Source organism: Parahoeflea halophila (assembly GCF_900220985.1).
Taxonomy (GTDB): domain Bacteria; phylum Pseudomonadota; class Alphaproteobacteria; order Rhizobiales; family Rhizobiaceae; genus Hoeflea; species Hoeflea halophila.
Genome location: NZ_OCPC01000003.1, coordinates 405493 through 424545 on the forward strand (window position 1 = coordinate 405493; position 19053 = coordinate 424545).

At 62.3% G+C, this 19053-nt stretch carries 16 protein-coding genes and 2 tRNA genes; 5 read left to right on the plus strand and 13 right to left on the minus strand.

Annotated elements, in window-relative coordinates; genetic code table 11:
• Positions 1-10: 10 nt before the first annotated feature.
• Positions 11-949 (plus strand): DUF808 domain-containing protein, encoded by a 939-nt coding sequence (locus CRO46_RS12480; protein WP_097108096.1) that lies wholly within the window; start codon positions 11-13, stop codon positions 947-949.
• A 58-nt stretch (positions 950-1007) separates the two neighbouring features.
• Here the strand turns inward: CRO46_RS12480 and CRO46_RS12485 are convergent, their stop codons facing one another.
• A complete protein-coding gene (locus CRO46_RS12485) occupies positions 1008-4118 on the minus strand; it encodes an efflux RND transporter permease subunit (RefSeq protein WP_244577890.1) in 3111 nt (1036 codons plus the stop codon).
• 74 nt (positions 4119-4192) lie between these two features.
• Positions 4193-5431 (minus strand): efflux RND transporter periplasmic adaptor subunit, encoded by a 1239-nt coding sequence (locus CRO46_RS12490; protein ID WP_244577874.1) that lies wholly within the window; start codon positions 5429-5431, stop codon positions 4193-4195.
• Between the two features lie 406 nt (positions 5432-5837).
• Between CRO46_RS12490 and idi the strand changes: the two genes are divergently transcribed.
• A complete protein-coding gene (gene idi / locus CRO46_RS12495) occupies positions 5838-6362 on the plus strand; it encodes an isopentenyl-diphosphate delta-isomerase (protein ID WP_097108099.1) in 525 nt (174 codons plus the stop codon).
• 20 nt (positions 6363-6382) lie between these two features.
• On the opposite strand, the gene CRO46_RS12500 is transcribed toward idi, so the two are convergent.
• From CRO46_RS12500 to CRO46_RS12520, 5 genes are all read right to left on the minus strand, one after another.
• A complete protein-coding gene (locus CRO46_RS12500) occupies positions 6383-7546 on the minus strand; it encodes an MFS transporter (protein ID WP_097108100.1) in 1164 nt (387 codons plus the stop codon).
• Positions 7547-7948: 402 nt separating this feature from the next.
• Positions 7949-8025, minus strand: a tRNA-Pro gene (locus CRO46_RS12505).
• A 91-nt stretch (positions 8026-8116) separates the two neighbouring features.
• The gene (mog, locus tag CRO46_RS12510) at positions 8117-8644 is read right to left on the minus strand and encodes a molybdopterin adenylyltransferase (protein ID WP_097108101.1); all 528 of its coding nucleotides are present in this window, start codon (positions 8642-8644) and stop codon (positions 8117-8119) included.
• Between the two features lie 106 nt (positions 8645-8750).
• Positions 8751-10364, minus strand: coding sequence for a GMC family oxidoreductase (locus CRO46_RS12515; RefSeq protein WP_097108102.1), 1614 nt, complete (start codon positions 10362-10364; stop codon positions 8751-8753).
• A gap of 212 nt (positions 10365-10576) precedes the next feature.
• Entirely contained in the window at positions 10577-11302 is a 726-nt protein-coding gene (locus CRO46_RS12520; protein WP_097108103.1) for a Crp/Fnr family transcriptional regulator, read from the minus strand.
• A 193-nt stretch (positions 11303-11495) separates the two neighbouring features.
• Here CRO46_RS12520 and CRO46_RS12525 point away from each other — a divergent pair, with 193 nt between their 5' ends.
• Genes CRO46_RS12525 through CRO46_RS12535 form a run of 3 tightly spaced genes read left to right on the plus strand, consistent with a single transcriptional unit; the run spans position 11496 to position 15812 of the window.
• On the plus strand, positions 11496-12224 hold the full coding sequence (locus CRO46_RS12525) for an ABC transporter ATP-binding protein (RefSeq protein ID WP_097108104.1): 729 nt from the start codon (positions 11496-11498) through the stop codon (positions 12222-12224).
• Positions 12221-14596: an ABC transporter permease gene (locus CRO46_RS12530; protein WP_342170955.1), complete on the plus strand. Its 2376-nt coding sequence runs from the start codon at positions 12221-12223 to the stop codon at positions 14594-14596. Before CRO46_RS12525 ends, CRO46_RS12530 begins: the two co-directional genes overlap by 4 nt.
• A 4-nt stretch (positions 14597-14600) precedes the next feature.
• Positions 14601-15812, plus strand: coding sequence for an efflux RND transporter periplasmic adaptor subunit (locus CRO46_RS12535; protein WP_097108105.1), 1212 nt, complete (start codon positions 14601-14603; stop codon positions 15810-15812).
• Positions 15813-15814: 2 nt separating this feature from the next.
• Here the strand turns inward: CRO46_RS12535 and CRO46_RS12540 are convergent, their stop codons facing one another.
• The 6 genes from CRO46_RS12540 to CRO46_RS12565 all read right to left on the minus strand — a co-directional run bounded on the left by CRO46_RS12540 (position 15815) and on the right by CRO46_RS12565 (position 18930).
• On the minus strand, positions 15815-16429 hold the full coding sequence (locus CRO46_RS12540) for an SCO family protein (RefSeq protein WP_280176267.1): 615 nt from the start codon (positions 16427-16429) through the stop codon (positions 15815-15817).
• 3 nt (positions 16430-16432) lie between these two features.
• Positions 16433-16981 (minus strand): copper chaperone PCu(A)C, encoded by a 549-nt coding sequence (locus CRO46_RS12545; protein ID WP_097108107.1) that lies wholly within the window; start codon positions 16979-16981, stop codon positions 16433-16435.
• A gap of 173 nt (positions 16982-17154) precedes the next feature.
• The gene (locus tag CRO46_RS12550; RefSeq protein ID WP_143439031.1) at positions 17155-17532 is read right to left on the minus strand and encodes a hypothetical protein; all 378 of its coding nucleotides are present in this window, start codon (positions 17530-17532) and stop codon (positions 17155-17157) included.
• A gap of 94 nt (positions 17533-17626) precedes the next feature.
• Complete coding sequence (locus CRO46_RS12555; protein WP_097108109.1) at positions 17627-17986, minus strand: cupin domain-containing protein; 360 nt, start codon at positions 17984-17986, stop codon at positions 17627-17629.
• Between the two features lie 73 nt (positions 17987-18059).
• Positions 18060-18133 (minus strand) — tRNA-Gln (locus CRO46_RS12560).
• A gap of 215 nt (positions 18134-18348) precedes the next feature.
• Positions 18349-18930, minus strand: coding sequence for a biotin transporter BioY (locus CRO46_RS12565; protein WP_097108110.1), 582 nt, complete (start codon positions 18928-18930; stop codon positions 18349-18351).
• Between the last annotated feature and the right edge of the window lie 123 nt (positions 18931-19053).

The following is a 19053-nucleotide window of genomic DNA, read 5'->3' on the forward strand; positions in this document are numbered from 1 at the left end:
CACTGATACCATGAGCGGACTGCTTGCCCTTCTCGACGACGTCGCCGCACTGACCAAGCTCGCCGCAGCGCAGCTCGACGATGTCACAGCGCAAGCGGCCAAGGTTGGCGTCAAGACCGCAGGCATTCTGATCGACGACACGGCGGTGACGCCGAAATACGTCACCGGCCTTCCGGCAGCGCGCGAACTTCCCATCGTCTGGCAGATCGCACGCGGTTCGCTGTTCAACAAGCTGGTCATCCTGCTGCCGGTTGCGATGCTGCTCAATGTGTTCGCACCCTGGCTGCTGTCACCGCTGCTGATGATCGGTGGCGGGTACCTGTGTTTCGAGGGCGCGGAGAAGATATGGCACCTGTTCCATCCGCAACCGCTGCCACTCGATGACGACAACCCGATCGATCATGCACATCTGGAAAAGAAGCGCGTCAGCGGTGCAATAAAAACCGACTTCATCCTCTCGGCCGAAATCATGACGATTGCGCTGTCCACGATCGAATCAAGCACCGTGTGGATGGAAGCCCTGGTGCTGGCGGTGGTGGCGGTGGGCATCACCGTGCTCGTCTATGGCAGCGTCGCGGTGCTGGTCAAAGCCGATGATGTCGGCCTGAAGATGGCGCAGGGCGCTTATTTCGAGGCCACCCGCAGCCTTGGCCGGGCGATCGTGCGCGGCATGCCGACCTTCATGGAAATCGTGGCCGGTATCGGTACGATCGCCATGCTCTGGGTGGGCGGGTCGATCATCATTCATGGCCTGGAAGAGTTCGGCCTGACATTCCTGGGCCACCTGGTAGCGGACTCGTCGGCCGCCGTGCGCGAGGCGGTTGCCTTTGCCTCGGGCTTCCTCGGATGGGCCACGGAAGCCCTGATCAGCGGCCTGTTCGGCCTCGCCGTCGGCTTCGTCATCCTGGCTATCATCAGCCTGGGCAAGCGGCTGTTCAAGCGGGCCTGACACGGCCTTTACCCGAGATCGCATGGCAGGCAAACGAGCTGCGTGCCCTTTCCGATGATCACTCGCCCGGTGACAATTCCGGCTGCTCGGCCTTTCGTCTCTCCATGTCCTTGACTTCGCGCAACTCGCTGTCGAGGCGGCGCTCCTCTTCGGCCGAAGGCGTGGCGAAGCGCGCCAGCATCAGATAGGCGACCGGGGTCAGGAACAGCGTGGCGATCATGGCAAGACCAAGCCCGCCGACGATCACCCAGCCAAGAGCAATACGGGCCTCGGCGCCCGCGCCGAAGGCCACCAGCAAAGGCACAGAGCCAAGCACGGTGGAAATCATGGTCATCACCACAGGCCTCAAGCGAATGTTAGAGGCCTCCTCGATCGCAGAGCGAATATCCATGCCCTGATTGCGCAGCTGGTTGGCGAATTCGACAATCAGAATACCGTTCTTGGCCATTACCCCCACCAGCAGGACCAGCCCGATCTGACTGTAGACATTGAGCGAGCCCCCGGTCATGGCCATGGCGAAGACCGCACAAGCCAGGCCCAGCGGCACGGTGGAGATGATGATGAAGGCGCTGACGAAGCTCTCGAACTGTGCCGACAGCACCAAGAGCACGACGATGATGGCGATGCCAAAGGTAACCAGCATGTCATTGGAGGACTGATCCAGGGTCGCGGCTTCGGCCAGTGGAATGATCCGCACACCGCCCGGCATCAACGGTTCGGCCATTGCGACAGCTTCGGCCCAGGCATCTCCCAGCGCAAAGGCCGGCGACAGACCAGCCGTGATCGAGACCGATCGCATCTGGCTCTCGCGGCGCAGGTCGGGCGCGACCGCTTTCTCGGTCAGGGTGGCAATGGTCGACATCGGCACGATGCGGCCGTCGCCAGCCTTGAGATAGATCGATTCCAGATCCGTCGGATCGTTGATCGGGTTGTTGGTCGACAGCAGCTTCACCGGATAGGCCCGGTCCTCGATGAATACCTGCGCGACCTCGCGGCCGTCCAGCAGCGCCTGCATGGCTTCGGCCAGACCATCGATGTTGACGCCGAGGTCGGACGCGCGGGCGCGGTCGATCTGAACCGAAATCTGCGGCTGGGTGGTTTCATAGGACAGCCGTATCTGGTTGAAGCGCGAATCCTGCTCGAGCTTCTCGACCATCTGCTGGCCGACTTCAGCCAGTTCGTCATAATTGTTGCCGACAATGGCAAATTGCAGACCGTTGCCGGCGCCGCGGATGCCCAGGCTGTTGGGCTGGATAGCAAAGGCGCGCAGACCTGGGACGCTGGCGATGGCACGGTTGAGCTCGGCCACGATGTCGGCCTGGCTCCGCTCGCGTTCGCCCCAGGGCGCCAGCGTGAGCACCATGAAGCCGTTGTTTGCCGATCCGCCGATACCAGCAATGGCAAAAATGTTCTGCACCTCGCCGCTGTCGCGCAGCGGCGAAACCAGACGCTCGATCTCGGTCATGCGGGAGCGGGTGTAGTCAAGACTGACGCCCTGCGGCGCGGAAATCCGCACAAGGGCGACCGCGCGGTCTTCGGGCGGCGTCAGTTCCTGGGGGATGGTGGGGAGAAGGGCGAAAGCCGACGCTGCCGCCAACAGAGCGATAACGATGACCACCAGCGGTGCATCGAGCGCCCGGCGCAAAATCTCGGCGTAGATCCCCGTCATATGGTCACCAAATGCCACGAAGCGGCTCGGCTTCGAAATTGCGGCCGACATCTTGCGCCGCTTGATCAGCCGGGACGCCAGCATCGGGCACAGCGTCAATGCGACGACACTGGAAACCATCACCGTGAACGCCAGCACAAATCCGAATTCCGTGAACAGTCCGCCGGCCTGCCCCGGCAAAAAGGAAATCGGAATGAAGACCGCGGCGAGTGTCGCGGTGGTGGTGACAACGGCGAAAAACACTTCGCGCGTGCCGATGACGGCAGCGGCGCGAACGCCCATTCCCTCATTGCGCTTGCGGACAATGTTTTCGAGCACAACGATGGCGTCATCGACGACCATGCCGGTGGCAAGCACCAGCGCAAGCAGCGTCAGGATATTGACGGAGAAGCCCGCGAGCCAGATCGCCGCAAAAGCGCCGATCAGCGAGACCGGAAGCGTCACCGCCGGAATGATGGTCGCCCGCCAGTCGCGCAGGAACAGGAAGATGATGGCGATGACGATCAGGACGGCAAGCACGAGCGTGTTGCGCACTTCGTCGATGGCGCCGCTGATGAAGGTCGCATCATCGCTGGTCACCCGTATGTCGACGCCTTCGGGCAATATGGCCCGAATGCCCTCGGTGGCCGCGCGGACGCCCCGTGAAATCTCCAGCGTGTTGGAGGCGGACTGGCGGATGATGCCCATGCCTATGCCGGTACGGCCATTGGCGCGCAGCACCGAATCGCCGGGATCGGCGCCCAGCGTCACATTGGCCACGTCACGGAACCTGACCCGGTCGTTGATGTAGAGGTCCTCGAAACCTTCGGGCGTGGTCACGTCTGCGGTGGCGCGGACGACGATGTCCGAGGTCTGTGCGGTCAGGGAGCCCGCCGGCACATCCAGCGCCACATTGCTGAGCGCGCTGCGCAGATCCGCCAATGTCAATCCGTAGGCCGCGAGCCGCGTCTGGTCGACGTCGACGCGGAAAATCTTCTCACGGTCACCATAGACATTGACGTCTGCAACACCGGGGACTGCGGCCAGGCGGTCGACCACCAGATCTTCGACAAGGATGGTCATGTCCTGGACATTGTAGCGGTCCGACGTCACCGCCAGGCGCATCACCGGATCGGAATTGGCGTCGGCCTTGACGATGCGTGGTTCGTCGGCCCCGTCGGGCATGTTGTTGGTCACCCGCCCCAAGGCATCGCGCACGTCGGAGGCTGCGACATTGAGATCGGTGCTGTCGGAAAACTCGACCGTGACTCGGCTGCGCCCGAGCGTCGAGGTCGACGACATCGAGGCGACACCGGCAACGCGGGCCACAGCGCCTTCGACAATCGCGGTGAGTTCACGGTCGACGGTTTCCGGCGAGGCGCCGCTGAACCCGGTGGTGACGGTGATCACCGGACGGTCGACATCCGGCAGTTCACGAATTTCGGCGCCATAAAGCCCGGCCAGGCCGGCGACGACGATGAGCAGGCTGACAACCGTCGCCAACACCGGCCGGCGCACCATGAGTGCGGTGCCGCCACCGGTTTCCACCACGCCATCGGGATGTGCATCGGCGACATAATCCTGATTGTCCGCGCTCATGCCCCGTTTCCGCCCGCTGCTTGAGCGGTTGAACGCTGGGCTGTCGGCTCCCGGGCCGCACCTTGCTGCCGGTTACCCGCCGGCGGCTGGCTGCCGTCAATCACGCGCACGGTGGCGCCGGGCCTGACGCTCTGGACGCCTTCCGTGACCACCTCATCCCCCGGGGCCAGCTCAGCCTTGACCAGAACGGAGTCAGAGTTGCGCTGAATGATGGCGACATCGACCCGCTCGGCAGTGCTGTCGGTGATTTTCCAGACATAGGGGCCTGCTGAATCCCACTGGATTGCCAGCGGATCGACAGCCGGCCAGCGCTCCCCTTCGAACTTCATGCTGACTTCGAAGGACATGCCGGCGCGCAACGTGTCCTCATCATTGGCGATCCGTGCGCGGACACGCAGGGTCCGGCTGGTCTCGTCCACCCGGTTGTCGACAGCGGAAATCTCTCCGCTGAAGCGCTCGCCCGGACGGGAACTGGCCAGTGCTGTAACCTGCTTGCCGATTTCCATGCCCGACGCAAAGCGCTCGGGCACGTAGAACTCGATCAGGATCTGGCTGCGGTCATCAATGCTGGCAATCTCGCTCTGGCTGGTCACATAATCGCCGGTGTTGACGGCGAGAATACCGAGCGATCCGCTGATCGGCGCGGTAACGGTGCGGCGGGACAGCTCCAGTTCGGCTTCCTTCAGTGCCACCTTCGCCGCATCCAGCGCATTTTGCGCCTGGTCGGCCTCAACACTGGACACAGCGCTGCTGGCCACCAGGCTTTGAAGCCGCGTCACCTTGGCTGCCGCATCCTCGACTATGAGCCTGGCCCGCTCGACGGCGAGTTCTTCCTCCGCTGCATCAAGCCGGATCAGCACATCGCCACGCTCGACCCTGCTGCCCGGGCGCACCGGAATATCGGCAATCTGACTGGAAACAAGCGTTCTGACCGAAACAGATTGAACGGCCTGGCCAGTTCCGATGGCGGTCAGCCTGTCGTTGACCACACCTTCGCTGACCGGTGCAACGACCACGATCGCCTCGCGCCCGCCGCGGCGCCCCCGCTGACCGGCACCGTTCTTCCCGGCCGCCGAGCCGGCCCGATCCGCTTCGGTTTCAGGCGCGAACAGCGAGATCCGCTCGAGTCCGTTGCGGACGAGCACCTCATGGGCGCCGGGATAGGCCCAGGACCAAGTCACGAATGCGACCGCGATCAGAGCCAGCGACAACAGCGTTTGTTTCCAGAGCTTCAAATTCGTGTCTTTCAATTCTGTACCGCGAAAACCATCACCAACGCCCCTCTTGCCTCGGGACCGGCAATACGGCCAGCCGTGCCGGCCAATGCAGTTGCGAACGGAACATTTCAAGTGTTCAACATAGCGCCTTGTCAGCGGAAGGCACCTTAGCATTTGGACAGGACTTGAAAATCTGGCCACCAGTATCTTTTGACAGCGGATTATCGCGCGCCATGCCCCGGAGGAAACAGAAATCCCCTCCTGAATCAGCCTGCAACATGGACGTATGACAGAGACGTTCCTAGATAGACGAAAACCGCCAGACGCGAATGCCTGTCACCTCACGCTTCGCGTTTCCGACCCGGATCGGATTTCGGAGGGTGACCGAGACCCCAGATGCTTACGGGAAAGACGACCAGTATTCATGAACCCAGACCAGATCTTCATTCCCGCGATTGCCCAGGACGGGTCCCTGTATCCGGTGGAGAAACTCCAGGTCCATAAAAGCGGGCTGCTTCACCTGGCGGTTTCGGTTTTCATCTTCGATGACGAACACCTTTTGATCCAGAAGCGCGCCAGTACGAAATATCATTGCGGCGGGCTCTGGGCCAACAGCTGCTGCACCCATCCGAACTGGGAGGAAGCGCTCGAAGTAGCGGCGCACCGGCGCCTGACCGAGGAACTCGGAATCGAGGTTCCCGTGCTGGCGCAGCGGGTGGTCGAGTATTCCGCCGATGTCGGCGACGGTTTGCACGAACACGAGAGGGTGACGATGTATACCGGGACAGCGGACCGCACCTCGCTGAAGATCGCGCCCGATCCGCTTGAAGTCGAGGAGACGCGCTGGATCACGAAGGACGCACTCCACGCCGAAATTGCCCACACCCCTGAGCGCTTTACGCCATGGTTCCGGATTTACGCGCAGCGCCATCCGGATCTGAGGTTCTGACCGGAGCCTTGTCGTTCGGATCAGTCCGACGGATCGGGTCCGCGCATCCTGAGCGAAATCTGCACCATCAGGATCGCCAGGGCCGAGAGCGCCACGCAGATCCAGAAGGCGTTAACCCCGACCACGCCGAAAGCGATGCCGAAGCTTGCCACGATCAGGATCGAAAAGCCCTGCATCATGACACCGAACAGGCTCTGCGCCTCGGCCGAGATGTCTTCGCTGGTGCGCTTTGCAATGAAATAAAGACAGCCGAGATAGGAAAACGTGAAGGTGACGGCTTGGCCAAGCTGCATCAGCACAATGACCCAGAGCGGCGGCGACAGCGTCATGCCGACCCAGCGGACGACCGAGACGATACCAGCCATCAGAATCAGCACACGGGCGGCAAAACGGATATTGATCCGCTTCCAGGCAAACATGGTGGCTGCTTCCGCTCCTGCTCCCAGCGCAATCAGCACGCCGATTGTGGACTCGGAGAGGCCCTGCTGTTTCCACACCAGCGACGAGAACGCGTTCATGACCATGTGATTGGCAAACAGGATCGCGCCGGCAATCACCGGCAGCAGAACCCAGGGTCTGAACGCGGCGATGACGTCGCGCGACAGGAACGCCCCTTCGGCTTTCGTGCGTGGCTGATCGGCGTCCCGCAAGCGCGGCAGGCCGACCGCAGCTAGGAAACGGGAAAAACAGGCCAGTGCAATCAGCCAGACAAAGGCAGACGCGCCGAGCCACAGCACCACGTAGCCGGTCACGAAGCACATGGCGAGGAAACCGATGGTGCCCCAGGCGCGGACAGCACCGAAGGAAAATCCGAGCCGCAGCGACAGCCGCATGGTGGCGGCATCGGCGACCGGGCTGACCAGTCCGGCAGGCAGCGTTGCCATGGTCCAGACCAGCAGGATCATCCAGAAATCTTCCGCAAGGCCGAGCAGCAGCGAGCTGAAAGCCGCAAGCCCAGTGCCGAGCATGATCGCCTGCTTCCAGTCCGGCGCACGGTCGGCAAGCCGGCCGACAAGCACGCTGAACAACAGCATGCCGGCCATTGGCAGCGTGTTGATCAGCCCGATACCGGCATCGCTGATGCCGCGCTCATTGAGCCAGATCGGCAGATAGGTGACGGTGACCGCAGGCGCCCAGAACGCCAGGGCGTAATAGCGGGTCGCCGCAAATTCCGGCTTTGACATCGGCAACAGGCCTTGAACGAAAATGTATGGTGCAAAACGCGTGCGGGGAACAGACGATCCCGCAAGCACAGTCGCGGGAATCGGATCAGCCTTAATCCATCCCGCCGGACAGCGCCATGCCCGTTTGCGGTCTTCAGCTGTCAATTCACCTGCCGGCCCGCCTGCCGCTGCAGGGGCTGGCAACCGTTCTTGCGCAATGCTTGGACATCTCTGCGCCAGCCAGGCGTTTTATGGCTTCCATTCGCTACCGGTTGAGCCGAGGGGCGTCTGGTCACGCCACGCTGCAACCGGACGCGGTGTCAAGTGTTGCCTGGTATTCTGAATTCTGCGGGAGTTGATGTGCGCACCACCTTGGGCGCCGCACTCCAGTCAATCTGATGCATCGGACTGATTTGAAAAGACTGGTCGGAGTGAGAGGATTCGAACCTCCGACCCCGTCGTCCCGAACGACGTGCGCTACCAGGCTGCGCTACACTCCGTGACCAGCGGCTGGCTTATAAACCGGCTCAAACCATGCCACAAGCCCCTTCGAACATCAAATTTTCAAAGAAGATGCCGCACGGCCACCCGTCACTTTGAAGGGCGAAATGCCTTGAGGATCTCGTCATGGGTTTCGATCCGCCCTGCCCCGATAAGGTCAAGACAGAAGGGAATGGCGGGGAACACCGCGGTAAGGCATGTGTCAATTGAACCTGGCTTGCCGGGCAGATTGACGATCAATGTCTTGCCGCGGGTACCGGCTGTCTGGCGCGACAGGATGGCGGTGGGCACGAAATCCAGGCTGACCTTGCGCATCAGTTCGCCAAAACCCGGCAATTCCTTCTCCATCACCACCTTCATGGCTTCCGGCGTCTGATCGCGCGGCGACGGGCCGGTACCACCGGTGGTCAGTACCAAGTCGACGCCGTCCTCGTCACACAGACGGATCAGCATGTCTCGGACGCTTTCGACTCCGTCGGGGATGACGTGCACGACGATGTCAGCCGGGCTCGACATCACCCGTTCAAGCCAGGCCTTGACTGCCGGGCCGCCCAGATCCTCGTACTCGCCACGGCTGGCGCGGTCGGACACGGTGAGGACGGCGATGCGAACGGTCATGGGATGTTCCGGTTTTTGGGAAAGACGGCTCCGTTTCTAGCAATCGCCGCATGACCCGGCAACCGCTTCCAATGCCGCAATTCGTCAAAACGCCCCCGCCGCCGTTCTATGGCCGCGCTTCGGCCTTGATCAGGTCCGCTGCCTTTTCGGCGATCATGATGGTGGGCGCATTGGTGTTGCCGCCGATCAGGGTCGGCATCACCGAGGCGTCGACGACGCGCAAGCCCTCGACGCCGTGCACCTTCAGTTCCGGATCCGTGCCCGCCATGCCGTCGCGGCCCATGCGGCAGGTACCGACCGGGTGGTAGATGGTGTCGGCGCGCGCCCGGATTTGCTGCATCAATTCTTCGTCGCTCATGCCCTCGCGGGTATAGATTTCCCTTGTGCGGTATCTTCGCAATGACGGTGCATCCATGATCTTTCGGGTAATTTTGGCCCCCTTCAGCAGCAGCTCCGCATCGCGCTTGTCGGAGAGATATTTCGGGTCAATCCGCGGTGGGCGCATCGGATCGGGGCTCGCCAGCCCGACCTCGCCGCGCGAATGCGGCCGCAGTACGCAGACATGACAGGAATAGCCGTAGCCCATATGCAGTTTGCGCGAGTGATCATCGACCAGGGCGGCGACGAAATGCAGCTGCAGATCGGGCCGGTCGAGACCGGGTTCCGACTTCAGGAATGCCCCGCCTTCAGCACCCGGTGAGGACACAACCCCGGAGCCGTTTCGCCGCCAGCGCACGATGTCCCGGAGCAGCTTGTAACTTCCGATTGCCCCCAGGCCCAGCACATCCGTGTCGCGGGTCTTGGCGATGTAGATGTAATCGAGATGGTCCTGCAGGTTACGGCCGACACCGGGGAGATCCTTGACCACATCGATGCCGCGCGAACGCAGATGTTCGCCCGGCCCGATGCCGGACAGCATGAGCAGCTGCGGTGAGTTGAACGCGCCACCACAAAGGACGACCTCGGCGCGCGCGGACACCTTGTGCTCGGACTTTCCCTTGCGATAGGCGACACCGGTTGCCTTTCTGCCCTGCATCAGGACCCGGGTGGCGTGTGCCTGGGTGATCACCGTCAGGTTGGGCCGGTGCATGACCGGATGCAGGTAGGCTGCCGCGGCGGAACAGCGCTCACCAAGCCTGCCGTTGCGCCAGAACTGGGTAACCTGGTAGAGGCCCGCCCCCTCCTGCTCCGGCCCGTTAAAATCAGGGTTGCGGCGGATCTGAACCTCGGCGGCAGCATCTACAAAGGCCTGGCTGATCGGGCGCGGGCTTAGTTGCTCGGCGACTTCCAGCGGACCTTCATTGCCGTGCAGCGCGTCGGCGCCACGGATATTGCCCTCGGAGCGCTGGAACAGCGGCAGCACATCGGACCAGCCCCAGCCGTGGCACCCCGCCCGGGCCCAGTCGTCATAGTCGGACGGGTGGCCGCGAACATAGAGCATGGCGTTGATGGCACTGGACCCACCCAGGCCACGGCCACGCGGCAGGTAGCCGCGCCTGCCGCCAAGGCCTGGTTGCGGCACCGTCTCATAGGCCCAGTTGTTGAGCTTCGGCTTGCCCGGCAACATTGCCACTATTCCGAGCGGGGCGCGGATCAGGATGCCTTTGCCGTCGCCGCCGGCCTCAAGCAGGCAAACCTGCAGCTTCGGATCCTCGCTCAACCTTGCTGCAAGCACCGAACCGGCGGATCCGCCGCCGACGATGACGTAGTCGAACTCCATCAATGCCTCCTCCCAAAGACCGTCAGGACGCGAGCCTAGAGCAGAAGCATACCGGCTCCAACAGGTTTCAAATGGGAAGCTCAAAGGCGCGTGGCCGGGGATCCCGGGCAACACTAACAGGCCGATGCCCGCAAGCATCCACCACCGGCGTCGCGGGCATTCCCGCTCGGGCCGACTGGCGGACCCCAGACAAAGACCGGATATGCGGTATCCTAAGAGCCGGCGCGTTCAGACAGGCGGCTGAGGTCTGGGACGGAGACATGGCGGTTGTTGAGAATGTGGATGACGTCATCCTTGCGCAGCTTGGTCAACTGCCGGCTGACGGTTTCCATGGTCAGGCCGAGAAAATCGGCAATGTCGGTGCGGCTCATCGGCAGATCGAACGTCACCGAATCGCTTTCATTGTCCGGGAACGCGTGAGTGGCGATCAGCAACAGAAAGCTAGCCACCTTCTCGCCGGCGGTCTTGCGGCCGAGTGTCAGCATCCAGTCGCGCGCTTCATCCAGCTCGGCCAACGTCTGCTCGAACAGCTTGTGCTCGAGTTCCGGCATTTCGCTGATCATGCGTTCGATCGCGGCCTTGGGAAAGGAACAGACCTTAACCTCGGTCGCGGCTTCGGCGCTGACGCCATTTTCGGACCGGAACGGACGGCCGAGAAAATCGGGAGCAAACTGCAGGCCGACAATCTGCTGACGGCCATCTGCCATCATCTTGGAAAGCTTTACGACACCGGAAATGATGTTGGAATAGCTCGTTGTTTTCAAACTTTCGCCCACCAGTTCGGTACCGGACTCGACAGCCCGGCGGGTCGAGTGCCTGCTCAATTGCAACAGCTGATCGGGTGTCAATGCTCCGCAGACGCCGCGATGGCGGCTCTCGCAGGCCCGACAAAGGACCGGTGTCTCCGAATTGTGGACGTCTTTGCGTTGAATATCCATGGCGCTCCCCAATCGGAACTACTCTACTTCACCGCGTAATGCTTAAACAGACACAAAAAGTCGCATACGTATTTGCGCCTCTTTCCGTATCCGCTGCCATTCCAAAGTGACGCCGTGAGCATGAAGACGGGTCTGCTTTGCCCGATTTGACGCGTATCAAAGACATCGTCGCCGGGTCTGCTAGTCTCAGACCATGGAACCCGAACCTGCTTCCAAAACGTCCGCGATTTTCGAGATTACCGGTGTTACCAAGATCTACCAGACCGGCGAGGTCGAGGTGCGTGCCCTCAATGGCGTGGAACTGAAACTGCAGCGAGGCGAGATGGCGGTGCTGCTCGGTCCCTCGGGCAGCGGCAAATCCACGCTCTTGAACATCATCGGAGGGCTGGACCGGCCAACATCGGGCTCAGTGAAGTTCAAGGGCGAAGAACTGGCCGCGGCCAGTGACAGGGAGCTCACCCTTTACCGGCGCAACCATGTCGGCTTCGTCTTCCAGTTCTACAATCTGATCCCGAGCCTGACGGCCTGGGAGAACGTGGCGCTGATCACCGAGGTGGCAACCAGCCCGATGTCTCCCGCCGATGCGCTGGCACTGGTGGGGCTCGAAAACCGGATGCATCATTTCCCTGCACAGCTTTCCGGCGGTGAGCAGCAACGCGTGGCCATTGCCCGGGCCATTGCGAAGCGACCGGAAGTGCTGCTCTGCGACGAACCGACGGGGGCCCTTGATTCGGCCACCGGCATCATCGTGCTCGAGGCGCTGGCGCGGGTGAACGCGGAAACCGGCGCCACCACCGCGATCATCACCCACAATGCCGGAATCCGCAAAATCGCCCACCGGGTCTACTCATTCCTCGATGGCCGGATCGCCTCGTGTGTGGTCAATGAAGTGCGGATCCAGCCCTCGGAGGTGAGCTGGTGAACCCGCTGAGCATGCTGGATCGCAAGATTGTGCGGGATCTCGTCCGGCTCTGGGCACAATCGCTGGCGGTGGCGCTGGTGATGGCCTGCGGGGTGATGACGCTGATCCTGGCGCTGGGTGCGGCGCGGGCGCTGGATGACACCCGCACCGCATTTTATGATCGCACCCGGTTCGGCGAGATCTTTGCCTCGGCCACCCGTGCACCGGAGAGCATCAAGGCCGCGATTTCTGCCATCGACGGCGTTTCCGCCGTGGCGACACGGATCGTCAATCCGGTGATCATCGACATTACCGGCATGGCGGAACCGGCAACCGGGATGCTGATCTCGATCCCCGATCACGGCGACCCCGCTGTCAACCGGCTATATCTGAGGTCCGGGCGCCTTCCCGAACCGGGCCGCGACAACGAGGCCACCGTCATTGAGGCCTTTGCCGAAGCGCACGGGTTTAGGCCGGGCGATACTTTCGATGTGCTGATCAACGGGCGGAAACGGTCGCTGTCGATCAGCGGCATCGTGCTGTCGCCCGAATATGTCTACGCCATAGGTCCCGGCGACATGGTTCCAGATCAGAAACGCTTCGGCGTCATACACATGCACCGGTCAGTGCTCGATGGCGCCTATGACATGAAGGGCGCGTTCAATGATGTGTCCCTGACGCTGTCGCGATACGCCGACCGGAAGGACGTGATCGCACGGCTCGACCGGTTGCTGGAGCCGCATGGCGGCACAGGCGCCTATGGCCGCAAGGAGCATGTGTCGGATGCGTTTCTTGATACCGAACTGAGCCAGCTACGAGCCATGACGCAGGTGATCCCGCCGATCTTCCTGTTCATCGCGGCGTTTCTGATCAACATGATCCTCAGCCGGCTGATCGCGCTGGAACGCGAGCAGATCGGGCTTCTGAAGGCAGTGGGATACACCAATGCCGCCATAACCTGGCACTATGCCAAGCTGACACTTGCAATATCGCTTGTCGGCATCACGATCGGCGCTGTTGCCGGAACCCGGCTTGGCCACGGCATGGCGTCGCTCTATGGCGAGTTCTATTCGTTCCCCTTCCTGGTGTTCTCGCAGAAGCCGGATCTTTACGTGATCTCGACGCTGGTGACCTTCGCCGCCGCCCTCGCCGGGGCCGCCAACGCCATTCATGGGGCAGTACAGCTGCCGCCGGCGGTGGCCATGCGCCCGCCGGCACCGACGCGCTACCGAAACCTGTTCAACGCATCGGCAGGCGGTTTCCGGTTGCCGTTTTCGCAATTGACCGTGATGGCGCTGAGACATCTCGTGCGCTGGCCCTTGCGAACCGCCCTGACTACGCTCGGCACGGCGCTTCCGGTGGCGCTGCTGATCACATCGCTGTTCGCGTTCGATTCGGTCGAACACATGATCGACACCATCTGGTTTCAGGCCGACCGCCAGGATGCGACGCTGACATTCGCCTCGGACCGCTCCGGAGACGCAATCCGGGAGGTTTCGCGGTTGCCCGGCGTCATGGCTGCGGAGCCGTTCCGCGCCACTGCCGCCACGCTTCGGAACGGTCATAGGTCGCGCAACATCCAGATCCTGGCCTCCGATCCCGTTACCGACGTAAGCCGGGTACTCGACCGGGAATTTGCTGCCATCGCGCTGCCACCGGCCGGTATCCTGCTTACCGAGCGTCTGGCCCGGCATCTTGAACTGATGGCGGGCGACCAGGTCGACACCGAACTCCATGACGGTCAGGGGCGCCGGGTCCTGGTGCCCCTGGTCGGCGTCACCAACAGCTATGTCGGGCTCAACGCAAACATGAGCCGGCAAGCGCTGGACCGCCTGTCCGGCCGCGGCGGGCTCATTTCCGGCGCCCGCGTGATCGTCGATGAAAGCCGTCTCGACGACCTCTATGCCGAGGTCAAGCAAACCCCGGCGATCGCATCAGTGGCGCTTCAGGGGATCTCGCGGCAACGCTTCCGCGCGGTGATCGAGGAAAATATCGGCATCAGCATCACCATCTATGTCACGCTGGCCGTGATCATCACCTTCGGGGTGATCTACAATTCGGCCCGGATCCAGCTTTCCGAGCGGGCCCGCGAACTCACCAGCCTGAGGGTCTTCGGCTTCACCAGCGGCGAAGTCTCCAGCGTGCTGATGACCGAGCTCGGCGTCATGGTGATCTTGGCGCAGCCGCTGGGCTGGTTGATCGGACACACATTCTCGGTGCTGGTGGCCCAGGGCTTTGCAACCGACCTGTTCCGGATCCCGCTGATCATCAACCCGTCTACCTATGCGGTCTCGAGCCTTATCGTGCTCAGCGGCGCGCTGGTCTCGGCGCTGATCGTGCGCCGCCGCATCGACCGGCTCGATCTGATCCGAGTGTTGAAAACAAGGGATTGAAACCATGGCCTCTGTACTTGCCAAGAGTCTCGCTGGAGTGGCGGTCGCCGCAGCGATCGGCGGCGTGCTCTATGTCGCCTTCGGCGAGAAGCCGATCCTTGTCGACCTCGCCGCGGTCGAAACCGGCCCGCTTCAGGTCGTGGTCGCCGAGGACGGGATTACCCGTATCCGCAATGTCTACGCCGTCTCCTCCCCCATTGCTGGACATCTCGACCGGATCGAGTATTCGGTCGGCGATCCGATCGCGGCGGGCGAGAGCATCGCCGCGATCCATCCGCTCGATCCGCCATTTCTCGACACCCGCACACGCACGGAACTGATGGCGGCGATCGATGCGGCGCGTTCGAGCGTTGCGGTGGCCGAGGTCGAACTCACGCGCGCCCGCACCGCTGAGGTTCTGGCGCGTGCCAGCCACGACCGGGCCATCAAGCTTGCCGCGACCAACATCGTCTCGCAAAGCCAGCTCGAAAAGATCGAGGGTGAGCTCGATCTCGCCGAAGCTCAGGTTCGTTCCGCAGAAGCGATGATCACGCTGCGGCAGGCGGAACTTGCCGGTGCCCAGGCACGGCTGGCCCAGCCCGGGCAAACAAGCCCCGACGAGGCAAACGGCGATTGCTGCGTCAACATCGCCTCGCCGATTGACGGCATCATCCTGTCGCTCAACGCCAAGAGCGAACAGCCAGTCACAGTCGGTCAGCTGATCGCGGAGGTGGGCGACCCCTCGGATCTTGAAGTCACCGTCGATGTGCTGTCGGCCGACGCCGTGCGGGTCCGCCCCGGCAGCCCGGTGGAGATTACCGACTGGGGTGGCCCGACTGCGCTTGACGCCACTGTCGAGCGCATTGAACCCTCGGGCTTCACCAAGGTCTCGGCGCTCGGAATCGCTGAACAGCGGGTCAACGCCATCATCGCGCTGAAGAACCCGCCGCCGGCCGATCTTGGCCATGGGTTCCGGGTCATCGCCAGGCTGATCATCTGGTCGTCCGAGGCCGTCACGCAGGTGCCTGTCAGTGCGCTCTATCGCGATGGCGGCGACTGGGCTGTATTCAGGATGATGGATGGAAGGGCAAGGGTCACGCCGGTCAGGATCGGGCACATGACCGATCGCCGCGCCGAGATCCTGTCCGGGCTGAGCGATGGCGACCAGGTGCTTTTGTATCCCGGCGACGCGCTGGAAGACGGGAGCCTGATCGCCGACCGGGCGGCGGCTGACTGAACCTATCCGGCCAGCCGTTTCAACTTGGCGATGGCCATCTCGCGATTCTCGCCATAGGCGATGGTGCCCTTGAACGCACCGTTCTCGTCGATCAGGAACACCGATGCTGTGTGGTCCATGGTGTAATCCCCGTCGCCGGTAGGGATCTTTGCGGCATAGACATGCCAGGCCGCAATGACCTTTTCGATCTCGTCCGGGTCACCGGTGATGCCGGTGACCCTGTCCGTCATGGCTTCGGCATAGGCCTTCATGATCTCCGGGGTATCGCGTTCCGGATCGACGGAAATGAAGAAGGCTTGCAGATCGCGGCCCTCCTCCCCCAGCGTCTCGAGCCAGCCCGCCATTTCATAAAGCGTGGTCGGGCAGACCTCGGGACAATGGGTGAAACCGAAGAACACCATGGTGGGCCGCCCGGCGAAGGCTTCCTGGGTGATCGGATTGCCATCGTGGTCGACAAGCGTGAAATCGGTTCCGAGCTTGAGGGCGGCGGTGAGCAACTGGTCGGTGCCCCGGACCGAATATTGCCAGCCGAGAAAACCCGCAATCAGCAGGAAAAGGGCGGCCAGCGCCGCCCCGATCCCGGTTCTCATCGCCCGGTTTGAACCAGAGTTCGACATCGCCTAGTGGTCCTGCTTCATCTTGCCATGGTCCATCTTGCTGTGGTCCATTTCACCGTGCTCCATGGCCTCGTCACCGTGTTTTTTGCCGTGGCCATGCATTGCCCTCATGTCCTGGATCTTGAATTCGACCTCGATGCTGCCGGCCTTTTCGAAGGTCAGCGTCGCTGAGCGGGATTCCCCGTCCTTGAACTGGCTGTCGATGCCGATGAACATGATGTGATAGCCACCGGGCTTGAGCTCGACCTCGCCACCGGCCGGAATTTCGAGACCATCGGTGAGCTGGCGCATCTTCATCACGTCGCCTTCCATTTTCATCTCATGGATTTCGAGGCGGTCGGCAAAGCTTGCTTCGCCGGAGATCAACCGGTCGGCTTCCTCACCGCTGTTGTGAATGGTCATGTATCCACCCGAAACCGGGGCGTTGGGCGGTGTTGCGCGCGCGAAGGGGTGTTCGATCTCGAGCGCGCCGAGCTTGTAATCATGGGCCGAGGCAACGGCCGACGACAGGCCGAGAATGGCTGCGGAAAGGACAGTGGCGAAGCGTTTCATGGGTTTTGACTTTCTGATGAATGCCCTTTTCGGGGCGGGATTGATGACAGCCGGGTCACGTCAACCGACGCAGAACAGGCTTTGAAAACAGGGGATTGGCTGGCGTGCGCCTGTATCGAACCGGTAACGCGCGATGTCCGCAGCAGTCGCGGATCATGGCGATCGGACGACGATCAGGCGTGAGAGAGAGGCGGCCCGCGCGGCGAGGCGCCGGGGCTCAAAATCGAGCGAACAGGACGCTCATCCTGCCGAGATGTCAGGTGCTGAGCCGGGCTCAGGGAATTGACGAGGTAACCGCCAACGGGGGCCGGAATATCGGCCGAGCCGAAAATCCGGCAGGCTTCGCAATGATCGGGGCCGGAATGGTGGCCATCTTCTTCGCCGCTGAGGCAGAGATCGGGAAGCGTGCCGTCCGGCAGCACATAGTCGGCAATATCGACGCCGGCATAGGCGGACGGGGCTGCAGAAGCAGAAACGGGCTTGTGGGCAAAGCCGACAAGCAGCAGCGACAGCGCGCACAGCAGGCGCACCAGTCCAGATCTGCTCAACAATTGCCGTGTCCCGACCATATTCCTCGCCCGCTTTGCGACCGGCCAAGGATTACAGGCCGCGGAGAACAGCTGCAAGCCTGCCAGCGGGCCTGCGTCAAGATGCGCTGGTGAGCACGTAGGTCTTGCGCAGCTGCTCGTGGATGGTCCACTCGCCTTCCCAGCCGAGAGGGAGGACAAGTACGTCGCCAGGGCCGATCCGGCGCTCGTCACCGCCCTGCTTGCCCACGACCGTCGCAGAACCGGAAAGAATGTGGCAGATTTCCGAGGATTTGGTCCGGTCAGCGGAAAAACGCCCTGGCGTGCATTCCCACACGCCCATCTTGGTAAAGCCATTTTCCGACACCCAGAGCTGCTTGGCAGCCTCGACCTGACCTTCGGTGAATGTGGTGGGCTTGGGCGCAAATTCGCCCAGGTCCAGTGCCGAGAGGTCGCCGAAGCTGTCCAGACCAATCATCGCAATTCCTTGAAACTACTCCGCTCCGCGCAGATGCGGTCCGGAACGGCAGTGCTCAGCATCAATGAGAGAGTGGCTGGGGTACCTGGATTCGAACCAGGGATGGCGATACCAAAAACCGCTGCCTTACCGCTTGGCTATACCCCAACATCGTGACCGGACGGAGATTTGCGCCGGTCCGCGTTCCGGAGATGACCGGAAGCAAGGCGGGGATAGCAAAAGACGCGCGCTATCACAAGCACCGAAACTCTTCGAGTCTGAGGATTTTCCATCAAAAAAGAAACCCGCACGGCGCGGTCGCGGTGCGGGTTTCAAAATCCTCAATCGCCGGCCCTTGCGGGCCTTGAGGCGAATGGCAGTCTTCAGCGGCGGAACAGGTTGGCGATCTGCCAGCCGGCGGGAACCACGGCCGCGGCCAGCGCTGCCTTGATCACGTCGGTGGCGATGAACGGACCAACGCCCCAGGCCAGCGCCTTGTCGGCTCCGAACACAATAGCGATCCAGGCGGCACCGAGCAGCAGGATGATGGCGGTGCCGAGAAGGTTGACGGCAAACAGCTTGAAGGCATTTCGGTCAAACCCGCGGTCGGCGGCCCAGCCGGTCAGGCCGGCGGCAATAACGAAGCCTGCGAGATAGCCGGTTGTGGGACCTGCAAAATAGGCCAGCCCGCCGCCATTGGTGAAGACCGGCAGACCGGCAGCGCCTTCGACCAGGTAGGCAGCCAATGTCGCCAGCGCCAGCTTGCGGCCGAAAGTGGCTGCGATGACGAAGATGGCCAGCGTCTGCAGCGTTGCCGGGACCGGCCAGAACGGAACGGTCACCTTACCGGCGACCGCAATCAGCATGCTGCCGAACAGGACAAGCGCGCCATAGGTGGCGTAACGGGCGGCGGCACCTTCAGGCGCCATGGATTGCACGAAGGAACGGGCAGGAACAGTAGCCATGGATCGGTCTCCAGAAATTTCGCAAGAGCTGGCCAAAGCGGCCGCTCGTTCAAATCGGTATATTGACTTCACCGCCTGACAGCAAGACAGTCCGGCGCAAATCCATGCCCGTCCACAAATGGC

Excerpts from the sequence above, each read along its gene's own strand:
- CRO46_RS12480 (WP_097108096.1), top strand. The coding sequence starts at position 11 with ATGAGCGGACTGCTTGCCCTTCTCGACGACGTCGCCGCACTGACCAAG.
- CRO46_RS12565 (WP_097108110.1), bottom strand. The coding sequence starts at position 18,930 with ATGGCTACTGTTCCTGCCCGTTCCTTCGTGCAATCCATGGCGCCTGAA.
- CRO46_RS12515 (WP_097108102.1), bottom strand. The coding sequence starts at position 10,364 with ATGGAGTTCGACTACGTCATCGTCGGCGGCGGATCCGCCGGTTCGGTG.
- CRO46_RS12540 (WP_280176267.1), bottom strand. The coding sequence starts at position 16,429 with ATGTCGAACTCTGGTTCAAACCGGGCGATGAGAACCGGGATCGGGGCG.
- CRO46_RS12525 (WP_097108104.1), top strand. The coding sequence starts at position 11,496 with ATGGAACCCGAACCTGCTTCCAAAACGTCCGCGATTTTCGAGATTACC.
- CRO46_RS12555 (WP_097108109.1), bottom strand. The coding sequence starts at position 17,986 with ATGATTGGTCTGGACAGCTTCGGCGACCTCTCGGCACTGGACCTGGGC.
- CRO46_RS12520 (WP_097108103.1), bottom strand. The coding sequence starts at position 11,302 with ATGGATATTCAACGCAAAGACGTCCACAATTCGGAGACACCGGTCCTT.
- mog (WP_097108101.1), bottom strand. The coding sequence starts at position 8,644 with ATGACCGTTCGCATCGCCGTCCTCACCGTGTCCGACCGCGCCAGCCGT.
- CRO46_RS12535 (WP_097108105.1), top strand. The coding sequence starts at position 14,601 with ATGGCCTCTGTACTTGCCAAGAGTCTCGCTGGAGTGGCGGTCGCCGCA.
- CRO46_RS12485 (WP_244577890.1), bottom strand. The coding sequence starts at position 4,118 with ATGGTGCGCCGGCCGGTGTTGGCGACGGTTGTCAGCCTGCTCATCGTC.
- CRO46_RS12500 (WP_097108100.1), bottom strand. The coding sequence starts at position 7,546 with ATGTCAAAGCCGGAATTTGCGGCGACCCGCTATTACGCCCTGGCGTTC.
- CRO46_RS12545 (WP_097108107.1), bottom strand. The coding sequence starts at position 16,981 with ATGAAACGCTTCGCCACTGTCCTTTCCGCAGCCATTCTCGGCCTGTCG.
- idi (WP_097108099.1), top strand. The coding sequence starts at position 5,838 with ATGAACCCAGACCAGATCTTCATTCCCGCGATTGCCCAGGACGGGTCC.